The organism is Microcystis sp. LEGE 08355, assembly GCF_015207185.1.
Classification (GTDB): Bacteria; Cyanobacteriota; Cyanobacteriia; order Cyanobacteriales; family Microcystaceae; genus Microcystis; species Microcystis panniformis.
Genome location: NZ_JADEXI010000060.1, coordinates 1 through 13,710, shown reverse-complemented (window position 1 = coordinate 13,710; position 13,710 = coordinate 1). Strand labels below are relative to the sequence as shown.

The 13,710-nt window shown below is 41.8% G+C and carries 16 protein-coding genes and 2 pseudogenes; 15 read left to right on the top strand and 3 right to left on the bottom strand.

The features are described from left to right. Positions 1 to 218 (top strand): annotated as a pseudogene (locus IQ242_RS05100) (HNH endonuclease); the annotation flags it as partial. Between the two features lie 306 nt (positions 219 to 524). After that, positions 525 to 908 (top strand): DUF4346 domain-containing protein, encoded by a 384-nt coding sequence (locus IQ242_RS05095; RefSeq protein WP_002735883.1) that lies wholly within the window; start codon positions 525 to 527, stop codon positions 906 to 908. Positions 909 to 1,178: 270 nt separating this feature from the next. On the opposite strand, the gene IQ242_RS05090 is transcribed toward IQ242_RS05095, so the two are convergent. Then, a complete protein-coding gene (locus IQ242_RS05090; protein ID WP_193959243.1) occupies positions 1,179 to 2,042 on the bottom strand; it encodes a branched-chain amino acid ABC transporter permease in 864 nt (287 codons plus the stop codon). A 270-nt stretch (positions 2,043 to 2,312) separates the two neighbouring features. Between IQ242_RS05090 and IQ242_RS05085 the strand changes: the two genes are divergently transcribed. Both IQ242_RS05085 and IQ242_RS05080 read left to right on the top strand, forming a co-directional pair. Continuing rightward, positions 2,313 to 2,822, top strand: a complete 510-nt coding sequence (locus IQ242_RS05085; protein ID WP_193959242.1) for a pentapeptide repeat-containing protein — start codon at positions 2,313 to 2,315, stop codon at positions 2,820 to 2,822. Then, a complete protein-coding gene (locus IQ242_RS05080; RefSeq protein ID WP_193959241.1) occupies positions 2,819 to 3,946 on the top strand; it encodes a 5-(carboxyamino)imidazole ribonucleotide synthase in 1,128 nt (375 codons plus the stop codon). The genes IQ242_RS05085 and IQ242_RS05080 overlap by 4 nt, the downstream gene beginning before the upstream one ends. Before the next feature lie 171 nt (positions 3,947 to 4,117). Here IQ242_RS05080 and IQ242_RS05075 read toward each other — a convergent pair whose 3' ends face one another. Beyond that, complete coding sequence (locus tag IQ242_RS05075) at positions 4,118 to 5,056, bottom strand: SGNH/GDSL hydrolase family protein (protein WP_193959240.1); 939 nt, start codon at positions 5,054 to 5,056, stop codon at positions 4,118 to 4,120. Between the two features lie 82 nt (positions 5,057 to 5,138). Here IQ242_RS05075 and IQ242_RS26660 point away from each other — a divergent pair, with 82 nt between their 5' ends. The 11 genes and pseudogenes from IQ242_RS26660 to IQ242_RS05025 all read left to right on the top strand — a co-directional run bounded on the left by IQ242_RS26660 (position 5,139) and on the right by IQ242_RS05025 (position 13,019). After that, positions 5,139 to 5,273: a hypothetical protein gene (locus IQ242_RS26660; protein WP_002736350.1), complete on the top strand. Its 135-nt coding sequence runs from the start codon at positions 5,139 to 5,141 to the stop codon at positions 5,271 to 5,273. 285 nt (positions 5,274 to 5,558) lie between these two features. Beyond that, on the top strand, positions 5,559 to 7,550 hold the full coding sequence (locus IQ242_RS05070; protein ID WP_193959239.1) for a DICT sensory domain-containing protein: 1,992 nt from the start codon (positions 5,559 to 5,561) through the stop codon (positions 7,548 to 7,550). A 162-nt stretch (positions 7,551 to 7,712) separates the two neighbouring features. Beyond that, on the top strand, positions 7,713 to 8,918 hold the full coding sequence (locus IQ242_RS05065; protein ID WP_002736083.1) for an argininosuccinate synthase: 1,206 nt from the start codon (positions 7,713 to 7,715) through the stop codon (positions 8,916 to 8,918). 324 nt (positions 8,919 to 9,242) lie between these two features. Further along, a pseudogene (locus tag IQ242_RS05060) lies at positions 9,243 to 9,658 on the top strand (XisH family protein). After that, positions 9,646 to 9,987 carry a XisI protein gene (locus IQ242_RS05055; protein WP_193959238.1) on the top strand — a complete coding sequence of 114 codons (342 nt, stop codon included), beginning with the start codon at positions 9,646 to 9,648 and terminating at the stop codon, positions 9,985 to 9,987. The pseudogene IQ242_RS05060 and the gene IQ242_RS05055 overlap by 13 nt, the downstream one beginning before the upstream one ends. Before the next feature lie 149 nt (positions 9,988 to 10,136). Then, entirely contained in the window at positions 10,137 to 10,517 is a 381-nt protein-coding gene (locus IQ242_RS05050) for a hypothetical protein (RefSeq protein WP_190721511.1), read from the top strand. A gap of 2 nt (positions 10,518 to 10,519) precedes the next feature. Next, complete coding sequence (locus IQ242_RS05045) at positions 10,520 to 10,948, top strand: HNH endonuclease (RefSeq protein WP_158200901.1); 429 nt, start codon at positions 10,520 to 10,522, stop codon at positions 10,946 to 10,948. A gap of 253 nt (positions 10,949 to 11,201) precedes the next feature. Next, complete coding sequence (locus IQ242_RS05040; RefSeq protein ID WP_193959237.1) at positions 11,202 to 11,897, top strand: PEP-CTERM sorting domain-containing protein; 696 nt, start codon at positions 11,202 to 11,204, stop codon at positions 11,895 to 11,897. A 131-nt stretch (positions 11,898 to 12,028) separates the two neighbouring features. Then, a complete protein-coding gene (locus IQ242_RS05035; RefSeq protein WP_052278253.1) occupies positions 12,029 to 12,295 on the top strand; it encodes a hypothetical protein in 267 nt (88 codons plus the stop codon). Between the two features lie 129 nt (positions 12,296 to 12,424). Next, entirely contained in the window at positions 12,425 to 12,640 is a 216-nt protein-coding gene (locus tag IQ242_RS05030) for a hypothetical protein (RefSeq protein WP_193959236.1), read from the top strand. Between the two features lie 94 nt (positions 12,641 to 12,734). After that, on the top strand, positions 12,735 to 13,019 hold the full coding sequence (locus IQ242_RS05025) for a type II toxin-antitoxin system RelE/ParE family toxin (RefSeq protein ID WP_370582959.1): 285 nt from the start codon (positions 12,735 to 12,737) through the stop codon (positions 13,017 to 13,019). Positions 13,020 to 13,078: 59 nt separating this feature from the next. On the opposite strand, the gene IQ242_RS05020 is transcribed toward IQ242_RS05025, so the two are convergent. Further along, the gene (locus IQ242_RS05020) at positions 13,079 to 13,393 is read right to left on the bottom strand and encodes a DUF433 domain-containing protein (RefSeq protein WP_052278248.1); all 315 of its coding nucleotides are present in this window, start codon (positions 13,391 to 13,393) and stop codon (positions 13,079 to 13,081) included. Positions 13,394 to 13,710: the final 317 nt, after the last annotated feature.

The window sequence follows — 13,710 nt, the reverse complement described above, 5'->3', positions numbered from 1 at the left end:
TTTAATTGAAGTTGACCACATTCACCCTCTCAGCTTAGGCGGAAAGGATGAATATAAAAACCTTCAATTACTACACCGCCACTGTCACGATGATAAATCGGCATCTGATGGAAGCCTAAAATCATCTGGTTTGACAATTTCAGAAAGTCAAACTAGATAATACAAGGCTAACCAAAAGAAGTCAAGCTGTATCCTTAACAAGGGAACAGTCAAACTAGGAGCCGTGTGAGGTGAAAGTCTCATGCACGGTTCTGAATGGGAGGGGAGGTCGGTGACGACCTTCTCGACCCCTAATAGTATTAATAGTCCGATTAACTCTCAGGTTATGGATTGTTTCTCCCTCCTCCAGCGCTCCCCACGCTCCTATACTTTTTAAACAGGATTTAGTATTATTGCTCAGTAGGTCAGATTTGCTCACAGAAAATACGGCCTATATCTACAAAATGCTCTAGAAAAAGGATGATGGTATGTGATATAATTTGCTCTTGCTTTCATCTACATATTTAAGTAATTTTGTCAAGAAAATGAGCGAATTAAAATCCCAAATCACAGCTATTGATCATCAACTTTCTAAACGCCCGATCGCTCTCGATCCCGCAGGATATTTTATTATTTATCTCGACCGAGAAGCTGGGTTAATCTGTGCCAAACATTACAGCAATATCATCAACGAAAAAGGTTTAGCCGTCGATCCAGAAACGGGAAAAGTTATCGGTGTTAGGCAAAAACTTGATCGCAATCCTGAGTCTATTTACACCGCCAGGACTGCCAAAGAATTAGCCGTCAAAGTGATCGAAGAAACCCAACCTTGTCCGATTACTATGTTCGATCATGCTGCTTATTTAGGTCGAGAATTTACCCGCGCTGAATACGCTTTAATCACCGGGGAAGAATATATTCAGGATTAAAAATTGGGGTTTTCAGTGATCAGTGAACAGTAATCAGTGGCTCTTCTGGTTTCTGTGTGGAAAGTAGGTCTATACTGATAGTTTATTCCGCAAAATAGTCCTAAAAGTTTTGCCCAATAAGCACTTCAGGATTCCATAAGCCAAAATTATCACACAAAGTCGAGAAGAGCCTAATCAGTCAGTAAACAGGGATAAAGATGAAGATAAATAACTTAAAACTTAAAACTTACATCTGATAACTGATAACTGATAACTGATAACTGATAACTGTTAAACCGTGCCTTTAAATAAACCTTGGGGACGGAATAATAACAGCAAGATCATAATTAATAAAGCCACGGCTAATTTATAATCAGAACCAATTAAGGGAACACTAATTTCTTGAGCAACACCAATAATTAAAGCCCCAGCAATCGCTCCGTAGGGATTACCAATACCACCTAAAATAACGGCCGCAAACATTGGTAAGATTAAAAACCAGCCCATATTGGGACGTACTCCTCCAGTAATTAACCCGAACATCCCTCCAGCTAAAGCAGTTAAAACTCCGGTAATTATCCATGTCCAGAAGACAACCCATTCGACGTTAATTCCGGTTACTCTAGCTAAATCGTTGCTGTCAGCTACGGCACGCATCGCCTTACCGATCTTAGTTTTTTGTAATAAAAAATGGAGGGCAATAATAACTAGAATTGCCAAACCAATAACTAACAAGCGATCAAAAGCTACTTTAATACCAAAAATTTCTGTAGCGGTCATCACAGGCAGATCGTAGCGTTGATTACTACCGCCCCAGATCATTAAAATACCATTGCGAAGAAATAAAGCCAAACCGATAGAAATAATAATTAAAGTGGTAGAATCAGCCCGTCGATTGCGCATAGGTTTCCATAATAATCTCTCGGCAATGAGCATGGCAATAGCTGTCACTGCTGCCCCCACCAGCATCGCTAACCAGAGATTAATCCCTTGAGCATTTACCACCCAAGTTATGTAAGCACCCAAAGTCATAAAATCGCCGTGGGCAAAATTAGACAGACGCAAAATGCCACAGGTAAGGGTTAACCCGACAGCAGCCAGAGCAATAATACTGCCGACGGCTAAACCATTGAATAAAAGTTGCGGTGTATCCATCAAACCTCTTGTATAAATCAGAAATTGTCCTTAGAAATAGAAGTCAGGAGAGAGAAAATTAATTAACTTTTGTCTTTTACCTTATTTAACTGAAAGCTGAGGGCCTGTAGCTTAAATATTTTTGTTTAGACCAAATTACACGGCAGTATAAGCTCAGACAGCTATTATAAAGGTTTGTGTGCCGGCAATTTCTGGCGGCCGGCGGAAAGCTGACGGCTGATGACTTACTGCTATAAAATCAAGAATGCCCACTGATGGAATTTGCCGCCAATGAAGACTATCTTTCGATTAGCGATCGCTTTTTTTGCAATACTATTTATCCTATCTCCTGTCAATGCCTTAGCGGCCAGTTCTGCTGCTGTCACAGGAGCCAATGCCAGTTATGAAAACCAGAATCTGACAGGAAAGGATTTTTCGGGACAAAATTTGCAATCTGCCCAATTTACTAACGTTAATCTGCAAGATTCTAACTTTAGCTCTGCCGATTTGCGCGGGGCAGTGTTTAACGGAGCCTCTATCATCGAAGGCAACTTTCATGGAGCGGACTTAACCAATGGGTTAGCCTATCTGAGTACCTTTAAAAATTCTGATTTAAGCGATGCCATTTTTGCTGAAGCAATTATGCTGCGTACCATTTTCGAGGGGGTAAATATCAACGGCGCTGATTTCAGTTTTGCCGTGCTTGACGCTCAACAAATCAAAAATCTCTGTGAAAGAGCCGAGGGTGTCAACTCAAAAACCGGCATCTCTACCCTGGAATCTTTAGGATGTGATCAATGATGCAAACCCGGGTTGGTGTTATTGGTGGTGGACAATTAGCATGGATGATGGCACAGGAAGCCAAGAAATTAGGCATTTCTCTAATTGTACAAACACCACACCCCGACGATCCCGCCGTTGCTTTAGCTGACGGGGTTGTTTTTGCGGAAATAGCCGACGTGGAAGGCACAAAAAAACTAGCTCAACATTGTGATCTGATCACTTTTGAAAATGAGTTTGTTAATTTAGATGCCCTAGAAGAATTAGCGGCCACAGGAGTGAAATTCTATCCTAGTTTGGCAAATCTGCGCCCCCTATTGGACAAATACGAGCAAAGATGTTATTTACGCTCTCTGGGGTTGCCTGTGCCTGATTTTTGGGCGATAGATAATTTATCCCAACTAGAAAATTATCCTTTTCCGCTAGTGCTGAAAGCGCGACGACACGGTTATGATGGTCAAGGAACCTTTATTATCCGCACTCCTGAAGAATTAAACGCCAAAAAGCCACAATTAGAGCGTCTTGACTTGATGTTAGAAGCTTATATTCCCTACGAGCGAGAATTAGCCATCGTTGCCGCTAGGGGATTAACTGGGGAAATCGTCACCTATCCCGTGGTGGAAACCTATCAAGAGGAGCAAGTCTGTCACTGGGTAATCGCTCCCGCCGCTCTTAACCAATCTTTACACGCTCAAACCGAACCTATCGCCCATCATCTGTTAAGTAGTTTGTCGGCGGTGGGTGTTTTCGGGATAGAGTTATTTGTCACTCCGCAGGGAGAGGTATTGATTAATGAAATCGCTCCCCGTACCCATAATTCGGGTCATTACAGCCTTTCTGCCTGTCTTACCTCCCAATTTGCCCTACAACTGCAAGCAGTGGCTAATTTGCCCCTCGGAGCCACGGACTTAAAATCTGCTGGGGCAGTTATGGTTAATCTATTGGGTTTTGAGGATAGTGACGGCGATTATGCCGAAAAAAGAGCAGTTTTAGCGGCAATTCCAGACGCTCACGTTTTTTGGTACGGTAAAAAATCCCGTCCCGGTCGAAAATTAGGCCATGTCACCCTCTTAAGGGATACAAGCGATCGCTCTGAGTTATTGGCCCTAGCAAAACAGATAGAAAAGCTTTGGTATGGTTGTTAGGGAAGTGGGGTGTATTTTCAGTGAACAGTAATCAGTAAACAGTGAACAGTAAACAGTAATCAGTAAATAGTGAACTGATAATTGATAAAAATGTGAACTGAAACCTCACATCTGATAACTGATAACTGATAACTGATAACTGATAACTGATAACTGATTCAGCAAACCTAATTAAAAGACTTTTTTGATTGCCTCGGCCAGTTTTTGACTGATTAACTCGTTACCGTCCCTGCTGAGATGAATATTATCGATATAGAGGGAATCGGGATTAGGATGGGCTTGAAAAATGGGCAGAAAATCTAGATAAAAAATCTGCTGGTTGCCGGTGAAATCCGCTAGTCTTTGACGGGATTTCAATTCATAATCTCGCCCCTGTTTTTGAGCTTCGCGAATGAGGGGAGTGATAGCGATAATTAAACGGGCTTGATTAGCCTGAGCAAGGGATTGAATTTGGGCAAGAGCGTTTAAATTATTGCCCACTCGATCGCCTCCTTCTTGCACCGGTGGTAGGGGAGGATAACGCTTAAAATATCGATCGTACAACTCGATTAAAGCTAAAGCCGGCCGGCGATCAGGATAATTAATTTCTCGTCCCACCACCGCCGAACTAGGAGCTAAAGCGAACAGATCATCGGTGTTCATTAATAACACAATCACCTGAGATTCAAAGGTGCCGAAACGTCGCAGATAGGCCAATTGATTGCGCGGTCCCCACGAATTAGCCGAAGCATTGAGAACTTGCACTGAACCCGCCAGATTTTGGCCTAAATTTTTGGTGATTAAAGCAGCAATGGTCTCTTTTTGATCTGTCCACCAGGAGCCATTAGCGATCGAATCACCGATTAACATGATTCTCGTCGTCTCCGGGGGCCGTTGGGTTGTAATCGGATCGCTGCGCATCGAATACTGATTAACGGCGATAAAATTGGAAAAACGGCGCGTTTGTTGATTAGGAGCCAAAAGATAGCCAATTTCGGCATCAGCTTCGTAGATAAGCGGATTACCGAACCCGAAGACAATTCTTAAAATAGCCTCAAGGAGAAGGCCAAGGGCGAAAAGAACGCCTAGAATGATTAAAGACAGCCGAATGATACCAATTTCTAATAACACGGATAGATGAGAGTTAGCTAATTTATGATCCTAAAGTGTCTCATACTTTCTACATCCATCTCATGAAAAGGAGTTAAAAGCAATGTCAGACTTAAATCGTGGCATCATGAAATTCGAGGGAGCCGATAAACCGGCAGTAGTGGCGATATCGTCGATTATCGTTATCGGTAGTATTATTGCTCTGATTCTTTGGGCAATGAAAGTCGCCTACATCTAGTTAACTAAGTGGGTGGGTGGAATTAAATATAAGATGAACGTAGGTTGGGTTGAAGCATGAAACCCAACGCCCGCTCATGTTACGCTACCGCTAACCCATCCTACAAATAATTGTGCCTCCCTACTTAGAATAATTTCCCTCACTTTTGGCATCACTCGGTTTAAATGTCTTGCCGTCACGATCTCACCTCTTGTCCCCTTGAGCCTGTAGGATAGGGTCAAGGGAGAAATTGCTAGTTCCCTCTATTGCGCTTGCTAGTCACACCCGACTCGAGACAGATTATCGATGAGCAGATCAACTTCTGTTTTAACAGAACTGTTGCAGTTACTCCCCCAATGGCGATCGCAGATGTACTTCAAAGCATCCCTGACCGCGCTATCCCACGCCATGGAGGATCAGGTTTTAGCGGAAGACGATCAACCGTTAGTGATTGCCAGTTTTCAGCGTGAGCGCTTTTATCGTCAAGAGGCCCATCGCTATCGACGCATTGCCCACAAAAGCGGGCAAGTTTATGTTTTGTCGGCCCCAGAAACCGATTTTAAGCATAGTTCCGACATTTACGAGACGATCGCTTTTCAACCGGAGGACAGTTTAGCCCAAGAATGGCATCTAGTGGTTATCGGTGGCCATTATGCTAGTTGTTTAATCTGTCGGGAACGAACCCATCTGACAGCAGAGGGGGAAAATGGGGCAGCTATGGATAATAATCGCCGTTTTGAGGGGATTTGGACGAGCGATCGCCATGTTAGTCAACAGGCCGCCCAAATTCTCTTAAATCATATTCTCGATTATCGTCCCGAACTAGCGGAGAAAATTAGGCGCGCTCAAGAAGAATACCTGATCTGTGAACTGACGGACAGGGATCATCAAGAGGAACCAGATCCCTTTGTCCAGCGATTGGTCACTTATTTGCAAGCGGGACAGTATAAACTGCTGAAAGCCAATCGTTCCTTGGCATCGAAAGAACATAAGGAAAGACTGATTAACTCGGTGACAGCGGCGATCCGTCGTTCCCTCGATCCGGAAGCTATCCTACAGGTGGCAGTGCAGAAATTGGGGCAGGGATTGGGAGTCTGTCGCTGCGTGGTCTATCGTTGTAAGGAAGCCGACATTAACGCCACCATCGAACACGAATTTTTAAACTCCGGCATTAGTTCCATCAAAGGACAAAAATGGCCCCTGAAAAATAATCCTCTTTTTCAGGAAGTGCTGGAATTGAGAGAATCCCTGAAAATCGAAGACGCTATTCACGATCCCCGTCTCCCCGGGGATTCCATTCAAAATCTGGTGCGGGAATGTTCCATCTATTCCTGGTTATTAGTACCGATTTTTTACCAAAGTCGTCTCTTGGGAATGTTGGAACTGCATCACTGTGGACCCTATACCACCACTTGGAAGAGCGAGGATGTCGCCCTTGTGGACGCGGTGGCCACTCAAATCGGAGTCGCTCTCATTCAAGCAGAAGCCTACGCTAATTTACAGGATTTAAATGAACAATTAGCCGCCCTCGATCGCACTCGTTCTAATTTAGTCGCCATTACCGGCCACGAATTACGCACCCCCCTGTCCACCATTCAAGTCTGTCTAGAAAGTTTGGCCTCGGAACCGGATATGCCGGCGGAAATGCGCCAAATTATGCTTGATACTGCCCTGAAAGATGCGGAACGAATGCGTAAATTAATCCAAGATTTTTTAACTCTTTCTAGGTTAGAAAGTGGCCGGGTTAATTGGAATCCCGAAGCTTTATCCTTATCGGAATGTGTGGAATTAGCCATCAGTCACGTTCACTCCCGCAATCTCGACAACGAAAACCCCAAAATTAGCAACCTTGTCCCCCCTAATCTGCCCTTTGTTTTAGCCGATGGCGAGTGGTTAGTGGAATTACTCTCCAAACTTCTCGATAATGCCTGTAAGTTTACCGGACGGGAGGGAAATGTCTCGATCGAAGTCGCTTTGGGAAAGCCAAAAACTCTAGAAGTCACCATTTCTGATACCGGACGCGGGATCGAACCCAATCGTTTAGAACAGGTTTTTGATCGCTTTTACCAAGAGGAAGGAGCCCTGCAACGCAGTGCCGGGGGAACCGGTTTAGGACTGGCTATCTGTCGTCAGATCGTCAATGGTTGGGGCGGCGAAATTTGGGCAGAATCCCGGGGCAAAAATCACGGCAGTCAGTTTCATTTTACTATTCCAATATTTAAAGATAAAACTAACAATAATCCCCCAAATACCGCTCCGAAAAAATCCTCCCGTCGTGCTGCCAGTAAACGTAAATAGCGGCCGGTTGCCCGTTTAGTTTTGGCTCTCTACTCGTGACTTCCCATGCCTTTTCTTCATCAAAAACTAAACAAAAAAGCATTAAAAAAGAAGCATCTAATCCCCAGGATATATAATAAACTTAAAAGAGTAATCAATTAGTCGTTTTTAGGTGAAAAAATTATGGGACGCGCCAAGAGAGTGGTTTTAGCTTATTCCGGAGGAGTCGATACTTCCGTCTGTATTCCCTATCTCAAACAGGAATGGGGAGTAGAAGAAGTGATTACCCTAGCCGCCGATTTAGGACAGGGAGACGAATTAGGACCAATTCAAGAAAAGGCTCTGCGCTGCGGAGCGATCGAATCCTTAGTGGTCAATGCTCAGGAAGAATTCGTCAAAGAATACGCTTTTCCCTCAATTCAAGCTAATGCTCTCTACGAAAATCGTTATCCCCTTTCTACCGCCCTGGCTCGTCCTTTAATCGCTAAATTATTAGTAGAGGCCGCCGAGAAATACGGGGCCGATGCCGTCGCTCACGGTTGCACCGGCAAAGGTAACGATCAAGTGCGTTTTGATGTGGGCATTATGACCCTCAATCCTAGTTTAAAAGTTCTCGCTCCCGCCCGGGAATGGGGCATGAGCCGGGAAGAAACCATCGCCTACGGGGAAAAATTCGGGATCGAGTCTCCTGTGAAAAAATCCTCGCCTTTTAGTATCGATCGTAACCTGTTGGGGCGCAGTATTGAAGCCGGTCCCTTGGAAGATCCGATGACGGAACCCCCGGAAGAAATCTATTTAATGACCAAAGCGATCGCCGATACTCCCAACGAGCCGGAATACGTCGATATTGGTTTTAATCAGGGGATTCCTGTCAGTTTAAACGGAGAAAATCTCGATTCTGTCACGCTAATTAGTCAATTAAATGACCTAGTGGGTAAACACGGTGTTGGTCGTTTAGATATGATCGAAAACCGGGTAGTGGGAATTAAATCCCGAGAAATTTACGAGGCCCCGGCTTTATTAGTTTTAATTGATGCTCACCGGGACTTAGAAAGTTTGACTTTAACTGGAGATGTTACCCAATATAAACGGGGAATTGAAGATACCTACGGACAGTTAATTTATAAAGGATTGTGGTACAGTCCCTTAAAGGAAGCGATCGATGCTTTTATCCTCAAAACCCAAGAACAGGTAACGGGATCGGTGCGAGTCAAACTGTTTAAAGGTAACGCTAAAGTGGTCGGTCGTCAGTCAGTCAATTCTATCTATTCTCCCGATTTAGCTACCTACGGAGCCGAGGATCAATTTGATCATAAAGCTGCCGAAGGTTTCATCTATGTTTGGGGATTACCCAGCAAAGTTTGGGCTGAAAAAACTAGAGGGAAGTAATCAACAATTCTCCCCTAAGTAAGTGGGTTTTAATTCAGATCCCCCCAGCGATCAACACCCCCCTTATCAAGGGGGGCAGGGGGTATCAGTACCCCCCTTATTAAGGTAGGGTTGATTCACGAATCAACCCCCAAGGTAGGGTTAATTCATGAATTAACCCTACCTTGGGCGAAGGGGGGACCAGCACCCTTATCAAGGGGGGAATCAACAAAAATTAAATTTGAACCAGACTCGATAACTGATTTAAATTTGATCACCGATTTTATCAGACTTAGGATTGTTAATAAAATTAAATATAACTAATGAAATTACTTTTTTAGAACCATGCCAGCAAAAGATATTTACCATGAAGCCGTGAAAAATGCCTTAATTAAAGACGGTTGGAGTATTTTAGCTGATCCTTATAAAATTAAATATAAAGATGTTGAATTTTTGCTGATTTAGCAGCAGAAAAACCTCTGGATGCTGAAAGAAATGGACGTAAAATTGTTGTGGAAATCAAAAGCTTTTTAAGTCCCTCACCTATGAGAGATTTTGAAATAGCTTTAGGACAGTATATTTTATATCGAAATTTAATCAGTCTTACCGAACCAGAATATCAAATTTATCTAGCCATTAAAGACAGCATTTATGAAAATTTTTTCCAACGAGAATCAATTCAGGCTATTGTGAAAATAAATCAATTACTTTTGCTGGTTGTTGAGATGGAAAAGGAGAAAATTTTACGATGGATAGACTAAAAAAATATCGCAATGCCATTAAAAAAGTATTAACAGAATATCACGAATGGGTTTCTGGTTCTGCTAATTTAGATCAAGAAAGTTGTCTGGTTTTTGACGAGATACATGATCAGTATTTTTGGCTTTTTATGGGTTGGGAAGGCAAGAAAAAAATCAGGAATATTCAAGTCCATATTAGGATTAAAAATAAGAAGATTTATATTGAGGAGGATTGGACTGAGGAAGGTATCGCTACGGAATTATTAAGGGAGGGTATTTCTAAAGAAGATATAGTTTTAGCTTTTTACGATCTGGAAACTCGTAAGTTAACTGAGTTTGCTGTAAGTTAAGTTATCGGTAAATCTTGCTTGGAAATCTGAGGTTGATAAAAGAAGCTTAAAGGAGCTATTTTGTTACTTTTGAACCATTTTATCCCTATAGGTAACAAAAATTTGAGTTATAATTATAATATCTCTATAAACCAGCATAAAAAAAGTTTATGGCTATTTCAATTACTTTAACCCTACCTGATGAGATTTTTAATCTAGCTCAATCCTTAGCCCATTCAATTAACCGTGATCTTAATGATATATTAGTAGAAGCGATCGCTTTTTCTATTAGTCCCAATTATCAAGGCGAAAAAATCTCATCCCTAAATTCATTATCAGATGAAGAAATTATCAAATTAACTCAATTACAAATGGCATCAGAACAGGATCAAAGATTAAGCGAGTTGCTCAATCAACAACAAGAGAGAGATTTATCAACCTTTGAAAATAGGGAACTTTGGTCATTGATGCAAATTTATCAAATAAACTTGTTAAAGAAGTCTCAAGGATTAAATGAAGCGGTTAAAAGAGGATTAATTTCACCCTTATAAGCATGAATCCTAGCCCTATTCCCGACTATATTAAAGATAAAATTCGCCAACAAGCTAATAATCGCTGTGGGTATTGTTTAAGTTTACAAAAATATGTGTTAGGATTGCTGGAGATTGAACATATCATTCCTAAAGCTAAAGGGGGAAGTGATGATGAATATAATCTCTGGTTAGCTTGTCGTTTATGCAATGGCTATAAGGGCAGACAAACCGAAGCAAAAGACCCCGAAACTGAGCAAATTGTTCCCCTTTTTAATCCAAGAAAACAAATATGGTCAGAACATTTTCAATGGAGTCAAGAGGGAACACAAATTTTAGGAAAAACGCCTTGTGGACGTGCAACAGTTATGGCATTAAAACTCAATAATTTGATTGCCACCACAGTTAGACAACAATGGATCTTAGCAGGATGGCATCCCCCTAAAATTTAACTTCAAAACCAAAGCAGTTCATTTTGATAATTTGGGTCAAAGAAATAAGTAGAGGTAGAACCTCGCTTATCTGCGTTGCAAGGTAGAATATTTATATAACCCACAACTATCTTAAATATAGAAACCATAATAAATTATGATTAAATAACCCTTGACTCCCCCCCTTTTTTGTGATACTTCTTGTTGCAGAATATTGGCGCAAAACTAGCGTTAAATATGACCATAATTTTCTCCTATTACTGTCATCGAATCCATGAAAAAATTACTGACAATTTTAACCCCCTTGACTCTGATGGGGTTAGCTGGGGTTACTCCTGCTCAAGCGGCAATAGTAGCTGGTTGGAATTCATTTAATGCCAGTACCGCAACCTATCCCAAAGCGGCGAATACTGTAGGTGCGAATATAACCAGCACTGGGTTAAACACCGCCGGGATAAATCGGGAGAATGATCCTATCTTCCTGTTGGGTGGTTCTACTACTAACGGTTGGAATACAGGTAGCACTGTTAATACCAGCCAATATGTGGAATTTGCCGTACAACCTAGTGCAGGTTTTCAAGTCGATTTTACTAACTTACAACTCAATGCGGCCCAAACTGAAACGCAGCTAGATTTAGTCTTGCGCTCTAGTGTTGATGGGTTCACCAATAATTTAGGGACACAAGTTAACTTAACAACTAGCTTTAATACCTACAGCTTTGACCTAAGCAGTTTAGCACCCCAAACCGGACCGGTGCAGTTCCGTCTCTATGGACTGAATGCTAATGGCTTGTCTGTCTATTTAATTGCCGACAACTCCACTAATGTTACCGGGGGTGGGTTTGTGGCTCTTAATGGGGATATCACTCCTGCTGGTGGCGGTGGTGTATCAACCCCGGAACCTAGTGGTATAGTGAGTTTAATCGCTGTTGGTGCGTTGGGTGCCGCTTCCCTTCGTCGTCGGGGATAAATTATCCTTAAGAGGGGCAACTACAGAGGGGTTGCCCCGAAATTGGTTAAATATTATCAATATTCTTTTGCATTTCCTCGGCAATTTGTTAAGGTGATAAGGTGAAAGAGGAATAACAATCAATAGAGCCAATGACTCCCCAATTAATGATTCAACCTTCGTCTTTAATGAGAGAAGGGGTTGAACTCCGCGAATTTGGTAACATTTATTTATTCAGGTTTACTTCAGAGCTACAATCTCGTTTTGAGCAGTTATTAGCTAAGAAGAAAACTGACAGTCTCTCTGTTGACGAAGAAGCGGAGTATGCTGGACTTTCTGAACTAGAGCGCGTTTTTACGCTTATTAACGCCCAACTTGCCACCAAAAGTCAATGGTGTCCCTATCAACTCGAAGAATAGTCCGACAACGAGCTAACTTTGCAACGAGTCAACGAGTCAAAGAAATAAGTAGAGGTAGAATCTCGCTTATCTGGGTTGCAAGGTTCTACCTTGCAACGAGTCAAAGTCCTTTTTTTAATTAGAGAAAATATGCAGATAAAAGACATGACTCCCCAAGAGTTACAAAGTTTAATCCGTAATACAGTAGATGATACTCTAGATGAATACTTTGGTGATCCGGATGAGGGAAAACAAGTTAAGGAATCTTTTAAAGAAAAGTTATTAGAAATCCAACAAAAAAGATTACAAGGAAGAGCGACTATTCCTGCATCTGAGGTGGATAAAAGATATGCGATAGAACCTTAAATGAGCTATTCTGTTACTTTTGAACCGGAGTCGATAACTGATTTAGATTTGATCACAGATTTTAAGTAGCTGGTTATAATTAAATTAAAAATGGATTTTAGGTTCGATCCCCCCTGCCCCCCTTGATAAGGGGGGTGCCGATAGGCGGGGGGAGCTGAAAGTTTTTAATACCTACCTACTTATCAGACTGAGGATTTTTAATAAAATTGAATGGTTAGCCATCAACTTTGAACAGATAACCCCCCTTCCTCTTACGAGAGAATGGTCAGGGTTTTATAAATTAAGAGTAGGAGATTATCGGGTTATTTATGAATTTGATCGAGAGAGTAGGATAATTATTATTATTAGAGTAGGTCATAGAAGTGAAGTTTATGACTAAATATTTACTAAAATAATTGGGATCAGCAATAAGCTAAGATACATTTTAAACGCCTATTCTTACTTTATTGCCTGTGCTTTAAGTCGGTTAACAAAGGGAGAATCTCCAGCTTTTTCTCGCATTTTTTGGGCAAATTCTAAATCAGCTTGGATAGCTTGATCTAATTCATCTCTATGTTCCCAATAGTAAGCTAATGCTGAGTGAATTTGACTCATACTTAAATCACGATGGTTAATGTGAATTTCTGCTGGAGTCCAACCGTAGGCTATTTGTGCCATAACTAGATCAATCACTTTCAGGGTAGAACCCGCAATTATTGGTACTCCCCGATGATCAATTGCAATATGTTTATAGTCTGTGAGATTTGTTGTCATGTAGAGAGGGTTAAGCTAAGACACATTTATAATTATACTAAGTACCTAGGCAAAATTAATTACACATATCTAACCACCTCTTGCCTCTTGCATGAGTGCCTATCTTGACTAGGAAATTTATTTTGCACGACTACTTACCTCATTGCCGCAAATTCTTGGGACAAGTGGCTTAAGCTAAGTAGGGAGGCAAAATTATTTGTAGGATGGGTTAGCGGTAGCGTAACATAATCGGGCGTTGGGTTTCATGCTTCAACCGTTCGGCAAAAGCTCACGGCCGAAGCCCAACCTACGTTCATCTTATATTTAATTCCACCCAC